Here is a 15,736-nt window from a genome sequence, read left to right as displayed (position 1 = left end):
TCTATTCCGCAGCGGCTGCCGAGTTCGAGCCGATATAGTTGCGGATCGTCTCGATGATGCGGTCCTGATCGTCTTCCGACAGATAGGGATGCATTGGCAGGCACAGGATGCGATGCGGCAGGCCCTCCGACACGGCAAGCCCGGTCGGGGTGCGAGGAAAGTTGCGATAGGCGACCTGCGCGTGCAGGGGCTTCACGTAATAGATGACCGAGGGAATGCCCTTTTCCTGCAAATGCGCCTTCAGTCGGTCGCGCTTCGGTGTTTCGATGGCGTATTGCGCCCAGGCGGAGCGGCCCTGATCGGGATTGGCCGCGGCCTTGACGATGTCGCCGAGCCCGTCGGCATAGCGTGCTGCCACCTTGCGGCGGGCGTCCATCTCTTCTTCCAGGATGGCGAGCTTCTCGATCAGGATCGCCGCCTGAAGCGTGTCGAGGCGCGAATTGATGCCGACATGGATATTGTCGTACTGGGTTTCGCCCTTGCCATGGAAGGCGAAGGAGCGCAGGCGCTCGGCAAGGTCGCCGTCGTTGGTGAACATGGCGCCGCCATCCCCGTAGCAGCCGAGGGGCTTGGCCGGGTAGAAGCTGGTTCCGGCGACATGGCCGAACGCGCCGCACATTCCGCCCTCCGCAGACCCGCCGATCGACTGGGCGGCGTCCTCGATCACAAGCAGGTTCTCGCGTTTGGCGATCTGCATGATGGCGTCATAGTCGGCGCAGAGGCCGAACAGGTCGACCGGGATGATCGCCTTCGGTTGCAGGCGCCCCTCCTTCTTGACCATCTCGATTGCCGCCTCAAGGCTGGCGATGTCGATGTTGTAGGTGTCGGGATCGACGTCGACGAAGACGGGCTCGGCCTTGGCGAGCGCTACCACCTCGGCCGTCGCGGCAAAGGTGAAGCTCGGCACGAACACGGCGTCGCCGCGCCCGATGCCGGAGGCATAGAGCGGCAGCAGCAGCGCATCGGTGCCGTTGGCACAGGCAACGACATGTTTCGTGCCCACATAGTCGGCGAGTTTCTGTTCCAGTTCCGCAACCTGCGGCCCCAGAATGTAACGGCCATCGTCAACGACGCGGTCGATGGCGGCTTTGAGCCGGTCGCGGATGCGTTCGCGCTGTGCGTTGAGATCGATGAACTGCATGATTGCTCCAATGCGGATGAGCCGTTAACAGGGCGCAAGTACCAGAGTTGACGTGCCCGGGGAAGGCGCAAGTCCCGGCGATCCATGCGGCCAGAATCACATTTCGCTGCCACAGTGCGGCTGAAATTTGATGACTTTCGAAATCAGCCGAGTTCCTGACGCCAGGGCGGGTTTGCCCCGGCGCGTGAAACGGTGACGGCGGCAGCGCGCGCCGCCATGTCGAGCGCGGTGCGCAGATGTTCGCCGGAGAGCGAGGCGATCGCAGCTTTTGTCAGCAGCTTCTGTTCGCAAAGGGATGCGAGCACCCCGGCGTTGAAAGTGTCGCCGGCACCGACCGTGTCCACCACATCGGCTGGAGGCGGTGTGACAGACACCTTGCCTGCCCGCGTATAGCCGCTCGCCCCCTTGCTGCCATGCGTCAGGATAATCAGGCCGGGGCCACGGGCCAGCCACGACCCGACGAACTCCTCCGGCGAAGCGGTTTGGCCGAACCATGCGAGATCTTCGTCCGACAGCTTGACGATATCGGCCATGGCCATCATCGCCTCGATGCGGGCGAGGTGCTTTGCACGGTCGGGTATGAAATTCGGCCTGATGTTGGGATCGAGCATCATCACCCTGTTTGCGTGCTCGCGCCGCATGAATGCTTCATACGCAGTGCCGGCGGGTTCGGAAATGAGGCTGATGGCTCCGAAAAGCATGGCCTCGACGTCGCTGCCCAAAGCGGGCAGGTCCGCCTCGGTCAGCATGCGGCCGGCTGTATTCTCGTCGTAGAACATATAGCTGGCCTGCCCGTCGTCGAGCTGCACGAAGGCGAGCGTGGTGGGACGCGGGGAAATGTGGAGATAGCGGCAGTCGACGTTGCTGGCCTCAAGCTCCTTACACAGCATCTTGCCGAACATGTCGCTGGAAATGCCGGAAAAGAAGCCGGTGCTCACGCCCAGCCGCCCGAGTGCGATGGCTGTGTTGAACACGGCACCGCCGGCATAGGGCGCGAAAGCGGTCTCGCCAACTGTGGAATGGCGCGGCAGCATGTCGATCAGGGCCTCGCCGCAGCAGAGTATCATGCGTCTTCGCTCCGTGGTGCTTTGGGGCGAGACCGCTCAGGTGCCGCGCGCGGGAATGGTGGGGCCGATCAGGAAACGCTCCGACAGCGGCAGGCTGGCCGCTCCCAGCGCACGGGCATGAACGCCGACCGTTCCCTCCCGGATGCGCGGCAGAAGCAGGCCCTCGGCATCGATTCGCCGGATGGCCTCGCGCACGGCCTCGACCAGCCGCCCCCTGACGGCAGCAGGCATCCAGCCGTCGATGACCGCGGCTTCGAAGTCGATAACGGCGGTTGACGAAGCTATGGCGTAGGCGAGCGCGGCGGCTGCATCTTCAATCCACTCGTCGACGGCAGGCCCCAGATCGCCCCATTCTTCCGGCGTGGTCCAAAGATGCGGGGCCTCGATGCCTCTTGCGTTGAGCCGTTTTTCAAGAACCGCGATGGACGCGATGTCGATGAGCTGGGTCGGCCTGTTGCCGTTGTCGGGCACCAGCATGGAGCCAAGCGCGCCGGCATTGCCGGTCGGGCCGCTGTAGAGACGACCGTCGAGCACGATGCCACCCCCGGCAAAGGCGCCGATGTAGAAATAGACGAAGTCGCGCAGCGCACCCGTCTGGCCGAATACCAGTTCGGCCCCGCAGGCGGAGGTGGCGTCGTTTTGCAGATAGACCGGAAAATCGCACAGGAGCTGGATTTCCGTGCGCATGTCGCGGTGACGCCACTCGTCCATCACTTCGCGCGGTGCGCCAGCCGTATCGGCCCAGCTCCACAGCTCGAACGGCATGGCGATGCCGAGGCCGGCAATGCGCTTGTGCTGCGATGCGGTGAGGCTGCCACGCAGCTTCTGCATGCCCGTCGAAACGAACTCCACCGTGTCGCGCGGAACAGGGTAGCGATAGGAGAGCTGGAGGGAGGCGCGCGGTGTGCCGAGGAAATCGATCAGCACCAGATCGGAACTGCGCCGGCCGATCTTGAGGCCGATGAAGAAGGCGCCGTCCGGATTGAGCGACATGGGAACCGAAGGCTGGCCGATCTTGCCGCGCTGCGGCGCCTGTTTCAGAAGAAGCCCGTCATGCTCCAGCTCCCGCATGATGACCGACACGGTTTGCGCGGAAAGGCCGGTCATGCGCGCAATATCTGACTTTGACAGGCTGCCATGCAGGCGCACGAGCGACAGCACGAGCCGCTCGTTGTGGTCGCGCATTCCACTCTGGTTGGTGCCACGGTGGAAACGGCTTTCCGCCGCCTCGGGCGAGCCATGCTTTGCAGTGCCGGTTTCCACCGTAACAGGTCTCCCGCCAAATCTCCCGTCCTTTGGCAAGAATGTTAAATCGGCGCAATGGTGTCAATAATAAATAAGAGTGATTTAATTATTGACAGCCCTCCGCAACCTGTGTTTGGTTTTGCGCTGAGGGCGCGGCTGGGAGGCAGCGTGAGCGCTCGCATCATGGCCCGGATTTTGTCCGGAGCCATAGTCATCTGGGAGGATGGAATGACGATTTCCGCGTTGAAAACCGCTCTGTTTTGCGCGACCGCTTTTGGCGTCGCCGCGCTTGCCGCGCCAGCCTCGGCTCAGGAGGTGGGCGCCTGCCTGATCACCAAGACCGACACCAATCCCTTCTTCGTCAAGATGAAGGAAGGCGCGACCGCCAAGGCGCAGGAACTGGGCATCAACCTGAAATCCTATGCTGGCAAGATCGACGGCGACAGCGAAAGCCAGGTGGCGGCCATCGAAAGCTGCATCGCCGACGGCGCCAGGGGCATCCTCATCACCGCCTCCGACACGGCCGGCATCGTGCCTTCGATCAAGAAGGCGCGCGACGCGGGCATTCTCGTCATCGCGCTGGATACGCCGCTGGAACCGGCGGATGCCGCCGACGCCACCTTCGCCACCGACAACCTGCTGGCCGGCGAACTGGTCGGCAAATGGGCGGCGGCGACGCTGGGCGAGGGCGCAAAGGATGCGAAGATCGCCTTCCTCAACCTGACGCCTTCCCAGCCCACTGTCGACGTGCTGCGCAACCAGGGCTTCATGAAGGGTTTCGGCATCGACACCAAGGACATCAACCGCATCGGTGACGAAGACGATGCGCGCATCGTCGGACACGATGTCACCAACGGCAACGAGGAAGGCGGCCGCAAGGCCATGGAGAACCTGCTCCAGAAGGACCCCTCGATAAATGTCGTCCATACCATCAACGAACCGGCGGCGGCCGGGGCCTATGAGGCGCTGAAGGCGGTCGGCATGGAAAGCAATGTGCTGATCGTCTCGGTCGACGGCGGCTGCCCCGGCGTCAAGAATGTCGAGGCGGGTGTCATCGGCGCGACCTCCCAGCAATATCCGCTGCTGATGGCTTCGCTCGGCATCGAGGCGATCAAGAAGTTCGCGGAGACCGGTGAGAAGCCGGAGGCCACGGAAGGCAAGAGCTTCGTCGACACGGGCGTGGCGCTGGTCACGGCCAGGCCGGTCGGGGGCGTCGACTCCATCGATGTCCAGAAGGGGCTGGAACTGTGCTGGGGTTGATCTGACCGTGCCTGGGCACACTATCGCGGGGCGCGCGGGAAATCCGTGCGCCTCAGGTGAAAGCGCTCCGGGGAGGAGAGCCGGATGACCGAGGCGTCGGCACGCGGCGGGCAGCCGCAGGAGTTCGAGAAGGTTCTGGCGGGCAGCGACACGGCTGTGGCGCAGTTCGAGAGCCACGACCGGACGGCGGTGGAGCGGCTCCAGCATTTCCTGCATTCGAGCCCGGCGGCGGTGCCGCTGATCGTGCTCATCGCCTCGCTGGCGGTCTTCGCCTTCGTTATCGGCTCGCGTTTCTTTTCGCCATTCTCGATGACGCTCATCCTCCAGCAGGTGGCGATCGTCGGCATCATCGGCGCGGCGCAGACCCTGGTGATCCTGACCGCCGGCATCGACCTCTCGGTCGGCGCCATCATGGTGCTGACCTCGGTGGTGATGGGCCAGTTCACCTTCCGTTACGGCCTGCCGGCGCCGGTCGCCATCCTGTGCGGCTTCGGCGTCGGTGCCGCCTGCGGCTTCCTCAACGGCTGGCTGGTTGCACAGGTCAAGCTGCCGCCCTTCATCGTCACGCTTGGCACCTGGCAGATCATCCTGGCCGCCAACTTCCTGTATTCGGCCAATGAAACCATACGCGCGCAGGACATCGAGGCGCAGGCGCCGCTTCTGCAATGGTTCGGCAACAATATCCGCATCGGCAACGCCGTCTTCACCTATGGCGTCATCGCCATGGTCGTGCTGGTTCTGGTGCTCTGGCACGTGCTCAACCACACGGCATGGGGCCGGCACGTATACGCCGTGGGCGACGACCCGGAGGCGGCGGAACTTTCGGGCGTCAACGTCAACCGCATGCTGTTGTCGGTCTATGTGCTGGCCGGGCTGATCTGCGCGCTGGCGGGCTGGGCGCTGATCGGCCGGCTGGGCTCGGTGTCGCCGACCTCCGGCCAGTTCGCCAATATCGAATCCATCACGGCGGTGGTGATCGGCGGCATATCGCTGTTCGGCGGGCGCGGTTCCATCCTCGGCATGCTGTTCGGCGCGCTGATCGTCGGCGTGTTCTCGCTGGCGCTGCGCCTGATCGGCACGGACCCGCAATGGACCTATCTGCTCATCGGCGTGCTGATCATCGCCGCCGTCACGGTGGACCAGTGGATCAGGAAGGTGGCCGGCTGATGCAAAGCGAACCTCTTCTCACGGCGCGCGGCCTGGTCAAGCGCTATGGCCGGGTGACGGCGCTCGACGCGGCCGACTTCGATCTCTATCCGGGCGAGATCCTGGCGGTGATCGGCGACAATGGCGCCGGCAAGTCCTCGCTGATCAAGGCGATCTCGGGCGCCATCACGCCCGATGAGGGGGAGATCAGGCTGGACGGCAAGCCCGTCGCCTTCCGCTCGCCCATGGAGGCGCGCGACGCCGGCATCGAGACCGTCTACCAGAATCTGGCGCTGTCGCCGGCCTTGTCGATTGCCGACAACATGTTCCTCGGCCGCGAGATCAGGCGGCCCGGCCCGCTCGGCAAATGGCTGCGCATGCTCGACCGCCCGGCAATGGAAAAACGGGCGCGGGCCATGCTTTCCGAACTTGGCCTGATGACCATCCAGAATATCGGGCAGGCGGTGGAAACGCTCTCCGGCGGCCAGCGGCAGGGCGTGGCGGTGGCGCGGGCGGCCGCCTTCGGCTCCAAGGTCGTCATCATGGACGAGCCGACGGCGGCGCTCGGCGTCAAGGAATCGCGGCGCGTGCTGGAACTGATCCTCGACGTGAAGAAGCGCGGCCTGCCCATTGTGCTGATCTCGCACAACATGCCGCATGTGTTCGAGGTGGCGGACCGCATCCACATCCACCGGCTGGGCCGGCGGCTTACCGTCATCGACCCCAGGCAATACACCATGTCGGACGCGGTGGCCTTCATGACCGGCGCCAAGCGGCCACCGGAAACTGCCGTCGCGGCCTGAATTGGGCCATCTTCACCGGCACTGTCGGAAAGCGTATCTGGATTGCGGATCGAAGTGCATGCCTGCGCGTTGATCCGCATCCGCACGCTTGTTTCCCGGAGAGGCAGACCCGACAGATGATCCGCACCGTTGCGACCACCCCGTTCGACGACCAGAAGCCGGGAACTTCCGGGCTGCGCAAGAAGGTGCCGGTGTTCCAGCAGGCGCACTATGCGGAGAATTTCATCCAGTCGATCTTCGACGCGCTCTCGGGTTTCGAGGGCAAGACGCTGGTGGTCGGCGGCGACGGCCGCTACTACAACCGCGAGGTGATCCAGAAGGTTATCGCCATGGCCGCCGCCAACGGCTTCGGCAAGCTGATGATCGGGCAGGGTGGCATCCTGTCGACACCGGCGGCCTCGCATCTCATCCGCAAATACAAGGCCCTCGGCGGCATCATTCTTTCCGCCAGCCACAATCCCGGCGGACCGAAGGAGGATTTCGGTATCAAGTACAACGCCGAAAACGGCGGTCCGGCGCCGGAAAAGATCACCGATGCGATTTATGCGCGCTCGAAGGAAATCCGCGAATACAGGATCGCGGATATCGATGAGGTGGACATCGACACGATCGGCAAGGTCGAGGTCGAAGGCATGACGGTGGAGGTCGTCGACCCGGTTCGGGACTATGCCGACATGATGGAAAGCCTGTTTGATTTCAACGCGCTGCGCAGGCTTTTTGAATCAGGTTTCCGTATGCGCTTCGACGCCATGCATGCGGTAACCGGGCCATACGCGAAGGAGATATTCGAGCGCCGCCTGGGCGCGGCCGAAGGCACCTGCCGCAATTTTCATCCGCTGCCGGATTTCGGCGGTCATCACCCCGATCCCAACCTCGTGCATGCCAGGCATCTTTACGAGGAGATGATGGGGCCGGACGCGCCCGATTTCGGTGCCGCATCGGATGGCGACGGCGACCGTAATCTCATCATTGGCAAGGGGATCTTCGTCACGCCGTCGGACTCGCTGGCGGTGCTGGCGGCCAATGCCCGGGTGGCGCCGGCTTATACGGCAGGACTGGCAGGCATCGCCCGTTCCATGCCGACCAGCGGCGCGGCCGACCGCGTGGCGCAGAAGCTCGGCATCGGCCTCTACGAGACGCCGACCGGATGGAAATTCTTCGGCAATCTGCTCGATGCCGGCATGGCGACGATCTGCGGTGAGGAAAGCGCCGGCACCGGCTCCAGCCATGTGCGCGAGAAGGATGGGCTATGGGCGGTGCTTTTGTGGCTGTCGATCCTTGCCGCGCGCGGCGAAAGCGTGAAAGAAATCGTCGAGAAACACTGGGCCGAGTTCGGCCGCAACTATTATTCGCGCCACGACTATGAAGAGGTCGAAACCGTACATGCCAACGGGCTGATCAAGGAGTTGCGCGATCGGCTGCCGGACCTGCCGGGAACGCAGGTGCGTGGCCTGACGGTGGAGACGGCCGACGACTTCGCCTATCACGATCCGGTCGACGGCTCGATCAGCGAGCATCAGGGTATCCGCATCCTGTTCGAAGGCGGGTCGCGGGTCGTGTTCCGCCTTTCGGGAACCGGCACCAGCGGCGCCACGCTGCGCGTCTATATCGAGCGCTATGAGCCCGAGTCGGCACGGCATGGGCTCGACACGCAGCAGGCGCTGGCTGGTCTGATCGCGGCGGCCGAAGAGATTGCCGGCATCCGACGCCACACCGGCCGCGGCCGGCCGAGCGTGATCACCTGAGTGAAAGTTACTGCACCAGAACGGAACGCCCGCATGTGGCCCCGGTGACGCGCACGTCGGCTTGCCCGAGACTGACGCCCAGAAGGCTGAGCAGATTGTAGAGCAGCTTGTCCACTGCCGGCGTGACAGCGCCAAGGGACAGTTTCACAGGCGTCTTGACCACGCCAAGAAGCCAGCCGATGTCGATCGGCAGTCCAAGCGGCTCGACTGAAAGGCTGAGATCGTCGATCAGGCTGGATGTGAGCGATTGCGTATAATCGCTGGTGGTGGCCGTTTTCGCGGTTTTGCTCAGAATATCGGCATGGGTGAAGGTGAGGGGGACGGGGGTTGTGTTGCCCATCCTGGCATGTGCGTAGCCCTTGATCTTGAGCAGATCGAGCTTGATGACGAACAGGATATTGAGGCTTACGTCGGCCACCGCCACGGGACGGAAAAGCAGTTTGCGGGTGAAGTCGGCGAAGCCGGAGCCATAGGCTTCCGCGATGTATACTTCGGCAATGCCGGGAGTGGCGTCGACCTTTACCTTGAGGCTTTCCGGCCGACCGGTCGGGCATTCGATCGACTTCAGCCGTGCCTCGGCATAGGCGACCTCGACATGCAGCGGCAGGTTGATCGACAGAAGATGGATGCCGCCGCCGAGGTTGGTCGCAAGAGGGCTGACGGTGGCGACGAGGCTTACGCGCGTCTGGGCCGTTCGCACGACCTTTCCCTCTTCGCCTACCGCCAGCCATGGCGAGCGCTGGGGTGGCTCGCCGATTGCGATCTTGAGTTTGAGGCCGCCGAGACCCGGCAGCGTGCCGCCCAGACTGGCGTCGACCATATGTTCGCCATTGGCGATTGCCAGGCTGGCGGTCAGCATGGAAAGCACATTGGCCATTATGTCCAGACCGGCAGGGCGCTGACCGATGCCGAGCTTGCCTACGGAGCCGAGGTCGATCAGCGCGTTGAGCGACACGAACAGACTGGCGCTGGACTGCGCACCCAGCGTTTGCAGCGCAATGCGGCTGACGTTGTCGAGACCGGGAACGTCGGCCATGGCAGACGCGATCTCCCCGACCGTGGCTTTCGCGGCCAACAGATCGGAATAGGTGCCGGCGGTGACCCCCGTGCGTATGGCTAAAGCATCGAGGAACGACAGAACGCTCACATCGGCCGATGCCAGTGCGTTGTAGTCCATGATGCTGAGGTTGACATTGCCGCCAAGCAGCGCCCCGAGCAGGGCATTTGCCAATCCGCGGTCGAGATTGAGCAGACGTGAGCCTACGGAGAAGGCGGCCTCTGTCGTGGTGCTGGCAATGGCGGTGGTGCCGATAACCGGGGCAGGCATGACGCTGCCTCCGAAATAGAGGCTGCCGATCTTGCTCAGTGAAACCTGTACGGCATTGTAAGGCTGCTTGCCGGGTTCGAAGCGACTGGAACGCTCCCTGGACGGGTCGGGCGTGTAACGGCCGCGAACGACATCGGCCACCGGGCGGTTCGGCGAGGGTTCGGTGGTGTTTCCGGGACCGCGAACCAGAACCTGACCGAGCCCGTTGTCGGCGAAAGCCGCCGCTACCGCTGCTTCCGCCTTGCTAATATTGCTCGTGGCTGCGATGGCTGCGATATCGGTTATGGCCTGCGCATGGCGACGTTCGGTATAGAGCGAGCCTTCATCGACGGCGAAGGCGGTGAGCACGATGGCGAAGGGCAGGGTGAGAGCTGTCATCACCGCGAAATTGCCCTTGCTGCTGTTCAGGAACCGCTTTCCGATGCGCTCTTTTGCGGGCTGCCCCTTGTCCATCATAGTCCTCCCAGTCTGATGGTCGATTGCCGCCTGATCGTCTTGCCCGGCATGTGGATGCCTTGGAACAGTCCCCAGATCGGCAGGCTGGATGCGTCGTAGCTGACGGAAACGACGAACTGGCTTCCGTCTGCCATGCTGTCCCGGGCCTCGACTGTCAGCCTGGCGGGATTGATGAAGGCATAGCCTGCGCCATTGCGGGCAATGAAATCCGTAGCAAGGGCATTGCGTTCGCTGGCGGAAAGGCCGCTCATCGCAATTCGTGCCGCGTCGGCGGCAAGTTGCTGCACCGAATGGCTGGCGCCGAAATAGATGCCATAGGCAATCATTCCGAGCAGCAGGATCAGGAAGATCGGTGACAGGATCGCAAACTCGACGGCGGTTGCCGCCTTGTTGCATCGGCGAAATCGACCGAAACGGTCTATATGATGCGAATCGTAGACCATGGGACAACCTATCAGAATTCATCTTTAGGATGTGTGAATCAATATATGCAACCTTAGGATGAAAAGGTTTATGGAGGGTTGCAGTCTGCGGAGCCTTGCCGATCGCCGTTGCCCGATATGTTCAAGCTTATATAACCGTGGCGATGACACCGTTCTCCGGGATGCCCGTGATGCGCTTTTTTCAGGTTTCTGCTCGTTGTCCTTGCTGGCCTGCCACTCCTGCGCGTGCCGGCTGTTACGCATGCCGCCCGCCAGTTTGTCGACGCGACGGGGAGAGCCGTAGAGGTGCGCGACAAGATCGGGCGCGTGCTTGCGGCCGGCCCGCCAGCTTCGTATCTGCTCATCAGCACGGCGTAATTGCCGCCGAGCGAAAGTTCTCCATGCACATCCCATTCGCCGGACAGCTTGAACCCGTAATAGGTCGTTTCCCCGACGTTCCGGAACCGGCTCTGGTTATCCGGATAGTTCAGCGGGACGGATTGGATGGCATCGCCGACATTGCTGTGGAAGACGGCGCCGCCGATACGGACGCGACCATCGAGAATTGTGCCCGAAGCTCCGGTCTCATAGTTCGTGGCGCTCGGGGCCGGGAACGGGGTTGGGAACATCGTTTTTGAAACGCATGCTGTCGCGTTCGAAAAGGTTGGAAACCGCGTCCTTGAGGAAATGCTGGCGTGGAATTCCGCATCGGCCGTGGGGCGCCAGATGGCGGCAGCCTGCCAGTCGAGGGCATGATTGTCGAACAGGGGATATTCCCCGAACTTTCCGCTTTCAAAATATTCAGCCCGCTTTGTGTCGTACCAGTCGTCGTTGACGCCTGCGATCAAACCTGTCGAGTCCGTTGCATGGATCTGTTCTCAGCGGTCATCGATCACGTATCCAGCACCCTGCGCTGCAGAGCGAAATGCCGGGTATCCGGTGGATCCAGCGCCTGTGAACGTCCTTGCGGGAGTGAACCGCGCGCTTCAGCGGTTGGGGGATCAGTTCCGTTCCCGTCTCGATGCCGAAGCCGTAGGCGTAATCGTTACAGTAACTGTTCTCGCCAGCGACCGCCTGCGACGTGAAAGTGCTGTCGTCGTACATGGCCAGCAGGTTGTCGGCAGACAGATAGATGCGGACGCCGTCGATCGACAAGGGCACCTGCCAACGGTCGAAACCGCGCACATAGACCATGCGCTCGTTGTGCTGGCCACAGAAGTTCGATGATTCGACGCCGGGAACGGTGCGCAATGCATCATCCAGCGTGTTGCGGTTCTGGCCGCGCACGTCTTCAGCGGAAATCACGCCTGTGAAACCGCCTGACCGCTGGTTCTTCCAGCCTGCCGATTGCCATGGACGTTGATGCGCCCCAGAACGAAAACGTCCTCATCGGCCTTTCTGGCGTGAGGCTTCTTGTCCTTTTCGTTGGGCTGCACCCCGGAAATTTCTGCGCCGGCTGGCTGCGCCGAAGCGCTCTGAGCGGACAGGATCGTTGCCAGCGCGGTTATCGTTGACCCAATCAGGATATATCATAATCGACTCTTCCCTCAAAAAATTCAAATAGATAATGATAGTTCGATACGAAATTTCATCCTTCAAAATCGAATTGTCATATCCATAAAAGTATATGGATGCCCGTGCGAGGGCAGTCGATTGGACAAGAGGATGCGGTGGATTGTCACCCGCAGGACCATTGCGGATGAATGGGCGTTTCTCTATATCGATAGCATCCTACTAAATAGGAGTGTGTTTAAATGGACGCTGGCGAGCAGTTCGCCGTCGAGCTGGCTCGTGTGAGCCGGCAATGGCGCAAACGCATAGATGAGAGGTTGCGCCATCTCGATCTTACACAGGCGCGCTGGATGGTGCTTTTGCAGCTTTCCCGCATGGGCGCGCCGGTGTCGCAGCGTGAGCTGGCGGACATTGTCGGCGTCGAGGGACCAACATTGGTGCGGGTTCTGGACAATCTCGAACGGCAGGGCCTCGTGGAGAGGCGCGCTTGCAATGCCGACAGGCGCGTCAAGCTGATCGAACTGGCTCAAGGGGCCGGGCCCGTGATCGCCGAGATCGGTCGCATTGCCGCCGGCCTGCGACAGGAATTGCTGGAAGGTGTGCCCGCCGGGGAATTGGAACGGGCGCGCGAGCTTTTGAAAATCATTGCGGATCGTTTGGAGTCTGGACCCCGTGGATAAGGTTGTGGAACTGCGCAAGGACGAAGAATTGGCCGAGGCCGGGGAGCAGGAGACCCCCACCGCTCGCCCTCCTTCCCCCCCGAAGAGAGTGCGCGGGCGCATCGGCGGCGGCAGGGCGAAGCTTGCCCTGCTGATCGTGGCGCTGGCCCTGGCGACACTGACGATATGGCCATGGCTGTCGCATCGCTGGACCCATGTTGCGATCAACGATTCCCGCATCGCCGCCAATCTCGTCACGGTTGGCAGCGAGGTCAGCGGCAGGGTGTCCTCGATCGAGGTCATTGCCGGCGACAAGGTGAAGAAGGGCGATCTTCTGGCTTCGATCGACAGCGAGAACGCAACCCTCGAACTGGCAGCGCTGGATGCGCAGATCGACGGTGTGAGCGCCCAGCAGGCGCAGCTGCGCGCGCAGCAGGATATGGTGCGCACCCAGGTGACGGCCAAGCTGGCCGCCGGGGAAGCGCAACTGACCGCGGCCGAGGCCAACCATCGCGCCAGCGAAGCCGGTCTCGTGAATGCCCGCAGCCGTTTCGAACGTGTGAACCGGCTTGCCAGCAGCAAGGTCACGTCCGAGCAGGTTCTGGAAGAGGCGCAGGCGGCGCTTTCCACCGCCACGGAGCAGGAGAAATCCGCAGCAGCCGCCATTGCCACCGCCCGGGCCAATCTGGACGTGGCAAAGGCCGAGGAAGCCCAGATCGTCGTACTTGAACGCCAGATCGCCGTTCTGGAAAGCCAGAAGGAGGCTCTGGCCGCCCAGCGCGGCCAGAAGGAAGTCGATCTGCGCAAGCGGGAGATCCGCGCCCAGTTCGACGGCGTCATCGACAGCACCTTCATCGAGGCTGGCGAATATGTCGGGCCGGGCACGCGGCTGCTCATCTATCACGACCCGGACGTGATCTGGGTCGATGCCAATGTGAAGGAGACCGATTTCGGCCGCGTGAAGCTTGGCGCGCCGGCAGCCATCACGGTCGATGCCTATCCGCAGCTCAAGGTGGATGGCAAGGTGGCGCGCATCGGGGAGGCGGCGACCAGCCAGTTCGCCCTGCTGCCGAGCCCCAATCCCAGCGGCAATTTCACCAAGATCACCCAGCGCCTGCCGATCCGCATCGAGATCGACCAGCGGGACGGGCTGTTGCGGCCGGGGATGATGGTGGAAGTGAGCATCGATGTCGTCGATTGAAGATCTTTTTGACCGCTATGGGCCGTCCTATCGGTGGCTTGCTACCGGCACGGTGATGATCGCGACAATCGCGGTCGTGCTTTCGACGACCATCGTCAACGTCGCCATCCCCGATGTCATGGGGGCATTCGGTATCAGCCAGGTGCAGGCGCAGTGGCTGTCCACCGGCTTTCTTGCCGCCATGACGGCAACCATGCTGGTTACCGACTGGGCCGACCGCGCCTTCGGCCAGCGCGCCACCATGGTGGGGGCCCTGGCGATCTTCATGGCCGGCTCGGTGCTCGGCGGCGTAGCGCCGAACGAGACCGTGCTGACGATCGCGCGAGTCATTCAGGGAGCGGCGGCAGGCGTCGTCCAGCCGCTTGCCATGATCCTTCTCTTTCAGGTCTTTCCGCCGAACCAGCGCGGCGCGGCCATGGGCATTTTCGGCATCGGCGTGGTGCTTGCACCGGCCCTCGGACCGTGGATCGGCGGTCTGCTTATCGACGCGTTCAGCTGGCGCTATGTGTTCTATCTCGGCATTCCGTTCGCCGTTGTGGGCATCTTGCTGGCCAACCTTTTTCTCCCGGCCAGGAAAGATACCGGCGCCCGTCCGGGGTTCGACTGGGGCGGCATGATGCTGCTGTGCATATTCCTCGGGACGTTGCTCAACGCCCTGACCAATGCCCAGCGCCTTGGCTGGTCTTCCGACCCGATCCTGATCCAGTTCGCCGTTGCCGTGGCGGCGCTTGCAGGCTTCATCTGGTGGGAAATGACCACCGGAAAGCCGATGCTGGATCTTCGCCTGTTCGCCAATGTGCCCTTTTCCTCGGCCTCGCTGGTCGCTTTCATCATGGGTGCCGGCCTTTTCGGCTCTACCTATCTGGTGCCGCTTTTCGTGCAGACCATTCAGGGCCTGACTCCCACGCAGGCCGGCCTGCTGCTGATGCCTTCGGGCTTCGTGCTGGTGTTGATCTTTCCGATCGCGGGCCGGCTGTCCGACAAGGTTCCCGCCGGCTTTCTCATCGGGGCGGGCATGCTGATCTTCGCATGGTCCTCCTGGCTGACCGTGTCGGTGAGCGTGGACACCGCTTTCTGGACACTTGCATGGTGGGTGGTCATTTCGCGGATCGGGCTTGGGCTGCTCTTTCCCTCGCTAACCGCAGGATCGCTCAAGGTGCTGCCCCGCGAACTCGTTGCTCAGGGGTCTGGCGCGATCAACTTCATCCGGCAGCTCGGCGGGGCTTTCGGCGTCAATCTTCTGGCCGTCTTTCTGGAAAGGCGCACCGTCTACCATTCAGACGCATTGACGGCCACGCAGACGAGCCACAACCCCGCCACCATGGATTTGCTCCAGACTGTCGCGGGGATGGCGAAGGCCGGCGGGCTGCCGGACCATCAGCAGCTTCCCGCTGCGATCCAGTTCCTCGGGCAGGTGATCTCGATTCAGGCCAACACGCTGGCCTTCCATGATGGCTTCCTGATCGTCACACTGGTGTTCCTGGTTGCGCTGATCCCGACATGGATGCTGCATCGCGCGCAACGCAAGCCGCACGGTATCTGAGCTTCATCGCTTCCGGCGGGAATCGGAATGACCCGATCTGAGGCGGGATGTTTGGCTGAAAGCCCGTTGGACAAGTGATTCCGTTTCAATTCAGCACAATATCCATGGCATGAGATATGCATGTCCTGTCATGCCGGCCTTGCCGGCGGCCTGACGCAGAGCGGGCCGGCTGTCGGGGTGGCTGGGCTTGGACACCCCGGCAGTCACAC

Annotated in this window: 14 protein-coding genes; 7 read left to right on the top strand and 7 right to left on the bottom strand. The window is 62.8% G+C overall.

The genetic code is table 11. The features are described 5' to 3' along the window. Position 1: 1 nt before the first annotated feature. The 3 genes from DES43_RS05610 to DES43_RS05600 form a co-directional block, all read right to left on the bottom strand. Positions 2-1,141, bottom strand: coding sequence for a DegT/DnrJ/EryC1/StrS family aminotransferase (locus DES43_RS05610; protein WP_035023134.1), 1,140 nt, complete (start codon positions 1,139-1,141; stop codon positions 2-4). A gap of 143 nt (positions 1,142-1,284) precedes the next feature. Further along, entirely contained in the window at positions 1,285-2,208 is a 924-nt protein-coding gene (locus DES43_RS05605; protein WP_035023131.1) for a carbohydrate kinase family protein, read from the bottom strand. Positions 2,209-2,244: 36 nt separating this feature from the next. Then, positions 2,245-3,471 carry an ROK family transcriptional regulator gene (locus DES43_RS05600; RefSeq protein WP_035023128.1) on the bottom strand — a complete coding sequence of 409 codons (1,227 nt, stop codon included), beginning with the start codon at positions 3,469-3,471 and terminating at the stop codon, positions 2,245-2,247. Positions 3,472-3,681: 210 nt separating this feature from the next. Between DES43_RS05600 and DES43_RS05595 the strand changes: the two genes are divergently transcribed. The 4 genes from DES43_RS05595 (at position 3,682) to DES43_RS05580 (ending at position 8,407) form a co-directional block, all read left to right on the top strand. After that, complete coding sequence (locus DES43_RS05595; RefSeq protein ID WP_035023490.1) at positions 3,682-4,713, top strand: sugar ABC transporter substrate-binding protein; 1,032 nt, start codon at positions 3,682-3,684, stop codon at positions 4,711-4,713. Positions 4,714-4,797: 84 nt separating this feature from the next. Next, on the top strand, positions 4,798-5,880 hold the full coding sequence (locus DES43_RS05590; RefSeq protein WP_035023125.1) for an ABC transporter permease: 1,083 nt from the start codon (positions 4,798-4,800) through the stop codon (positions 5,878-5,880). After that, positions 5,880-6,662 (top strand): ATP-binding cassette domain-containing protein, encoded by a 783-nt coding sequence (locus DES43_RS05585; protein WP_035023122.1) that lies wholly within the window; start codon positions 5,880-5,882, stop codon positions 6,660-6,662. The genes DES43_RS05590 and DES43_RS05585 overlap by 1 nt, the downstream gene beginning before the upstream one ends. A gap of 116 nt (positions 6,663-6,778) precedes the next feature. Then, positions 6,779-8,407, top strand: coding sequence for an alpha-D-glucose phosphate-specific phosphoglucomutase (locus DES43_RS05580; RefSeq protein WP_035023119.1), 1,629 nt, complete (start codon positions 6,779-6,781; stop codon positions 8,405-8,407). 7 nt (positions 8,408-8,414) lie between these two features. Here DES43_RS05580 and DES43_RS05575 read toward each other — a convergent pair whose 3' ends face one another. The 4 genes from DES43_RS05575 to DES43_RS05560 form a co-directional block, all read right to left on the bottom strand. Continuing rightward, entirely contained in the window at positions 8,415-10,187 is a 1,773-nt protein-coding gene (locus DES43_RS05575) for a TadG family pilus assembly protein (RefSeq protein WP_245264629.1), read from the bottom strand. Further along, positions 10,187-10,633 carry a TadE/TadG family type IV pilus assembly protein gene (locus tag DES43_RS05570; protein ID WP_084496381.1) on the bottom strand — a complete coding sequence of 149 codons (447 nt, stop codon included), beginning with the start codon at positions 10,631-10,633 and terminating at the stop codon, positions 10,187-10,189. Before DES43_RS05570 ends, DES43_RS05575 begins: the two co-directional genes overlap by 1 nt. Before the next feature lie 68 nt (positions 10,634-10,701). Continuing rightward, positions 10,702-11,460, bottom strand: coding sequence for a TonB-dependent receptor domain-containing protein (locus DES43_RS05565; protein ID WP_166647709.1), 759 nt, complete (start codon positions 11,458-11,460; stop codon positions 10,702-10,704). 37 nt (positions 11,461-11,497) lie between these two features. Beyond that, entirely contained in the window at positions 11,498-11,917 is a 420-nt protein-coding gene (locus DES43_RS05560; RefSeq protein WP_035023109.1) for a TonB-dependent receptor plug domain-containing protein, read from the bottom strand. Between the two features lie 449 nt (positions 11,918-12,366). Between DES43_RS05560 and slyA the strand changes: the two genes are divergently transcribed. The 3 genes from slyA to DES43_RS05545 are packed head-to-tail and all read left to right on the top strand — an operon-like array spanning position 12,367 to position 15,527. Continuing rightward, positions 12,367-12,804, top strand: coding sequence for a transcriptional regulator SlyA (gene slyA / locus DES43_RS05555; protein WP_035023106.1), 438 nt, complete (start codon positions 12,367-12,369; stop codon positions 12,802-12,804). After that, on the top strand, positions 12,797-13,984 hold the full coding sequence (locus DES43_RS05550; protein ID WP_198027460.1) for an HlyD family secretion protein: 1,188 nt from the start codon (positions 12,797-12,799) through the stop codon (positions 13,982-13,984). Before slyA ends, DES43_RS05550 begins: the two co-directional genes overlap by 8 nt. Further along, positions 13,971-15,527: a DHA2 family efflux MFS transporter permease subunit gene (locus DES43_RS05545; protein ID WP_035023104.1), complete on the top strand. Its 1,557-nt coding sequence runs from the start codon at positions 13,971-13,973 to the stop codon at positions 15,525-15,527. Before DES43_RS05550 ends, DES43_RS05545 begins: the two co-directional genes overlap by 14 nt. The last annotated feature ends 209 nt before the right edge of the window (positions 15,528-15,736 follow it).

It is taken from the genome of Aquamicrobium defluvii (assembly GCF_004363725.1).
Taxonomy (GTDB): domain Bacteria; phylum Pseudomonadota; class Alphaproteobacteria; order Rhizobiales; family Rhizobiaceae; genus Mesorhizobium; species Mesorhizobium defluvii.
Note: the sequence above shows the minus strand (reverse complement) of the source record. Positions and strands in the feature narration are given on the sequence as shown.

What these genes read in the sequence shown, in the direction of transcription:
- DES43_RS05610 (WP_035023134.1), bottom strand. Translation starts at nt 1,141, where the DNA reads ATGCAGTTCATCGATCTCAACGCACAGCGCGAACGCATCCGCGACCGG.
- DES43_RS05570 (WP_084496381.1), bottom strand. Translation starts at nt 10,633, where the DNA reads ATGGTCTACGATTCGCATCATATAGACCGTTTCGGTCGATTTCGCCGA.
- DES43_RS05605 (WP_035023131.1), bottom strand. Translation starts at nt 2,208, where the DNA reads ATGATACTCTGCTGCGGCGAGGCCCTGATCGACATGCTGCCGCGCCAT.
- DES43_RS05590 (WP_035023125.1), top strand. Translation starts at nt 4,798, where the DNA reads ATGACCGAGGCGTCGGCACGCGGCGGGCAGCCGCAGGAGTTCGAGAAG.
- DES43_RS05575 (WP_245264629.1), bottom strand. Translation starts at nt 10,187, where the DNA reads ATGGACAAGGGGCAGCCCGCAAAAGAGCGCATCGGAAAGCGGTTCCTG.
- DES43_RS05585 (WP_035023122.1), top strand. Translation starts at nt 5,880, where the DNA reads ATGCAAAGCGAACCTCTTCTCACGGCGCGCGGCCTGGTCAAGCGCTAT.
- DES43_RS05545 (WP_035023104.1), top strand. Translation starts at nt 13,971, where the DNA reads ATGTCGTCGATTGAAGATCTTTTTGACCGCTATGGGCCGTCCTATCGG.
- slyA (WP_035023106.1), top strand. Translation starts at nt 12,367, where the DNA reads ATGGACGCTGGCGAGCAGTTCGCCGTCGAGCTGGCTCGTGTGAGCCGG.
- DES43_RS05580 (WP_035023119.1), top strand. Translation starts at nt 6,779, where the DNA reads ATGATCCGCACCGTTGCGACCACCCCGTTCGACGACCAGAAGCCGGGA.
- DES43_RS05595 (WP_035023490.1), top strand. Translation starts at nt 3,682, where the DNA reads ATGACGATTTCCGCGTTGAAAACCGCTCTGTTTTGCGCGACCGCTTTT.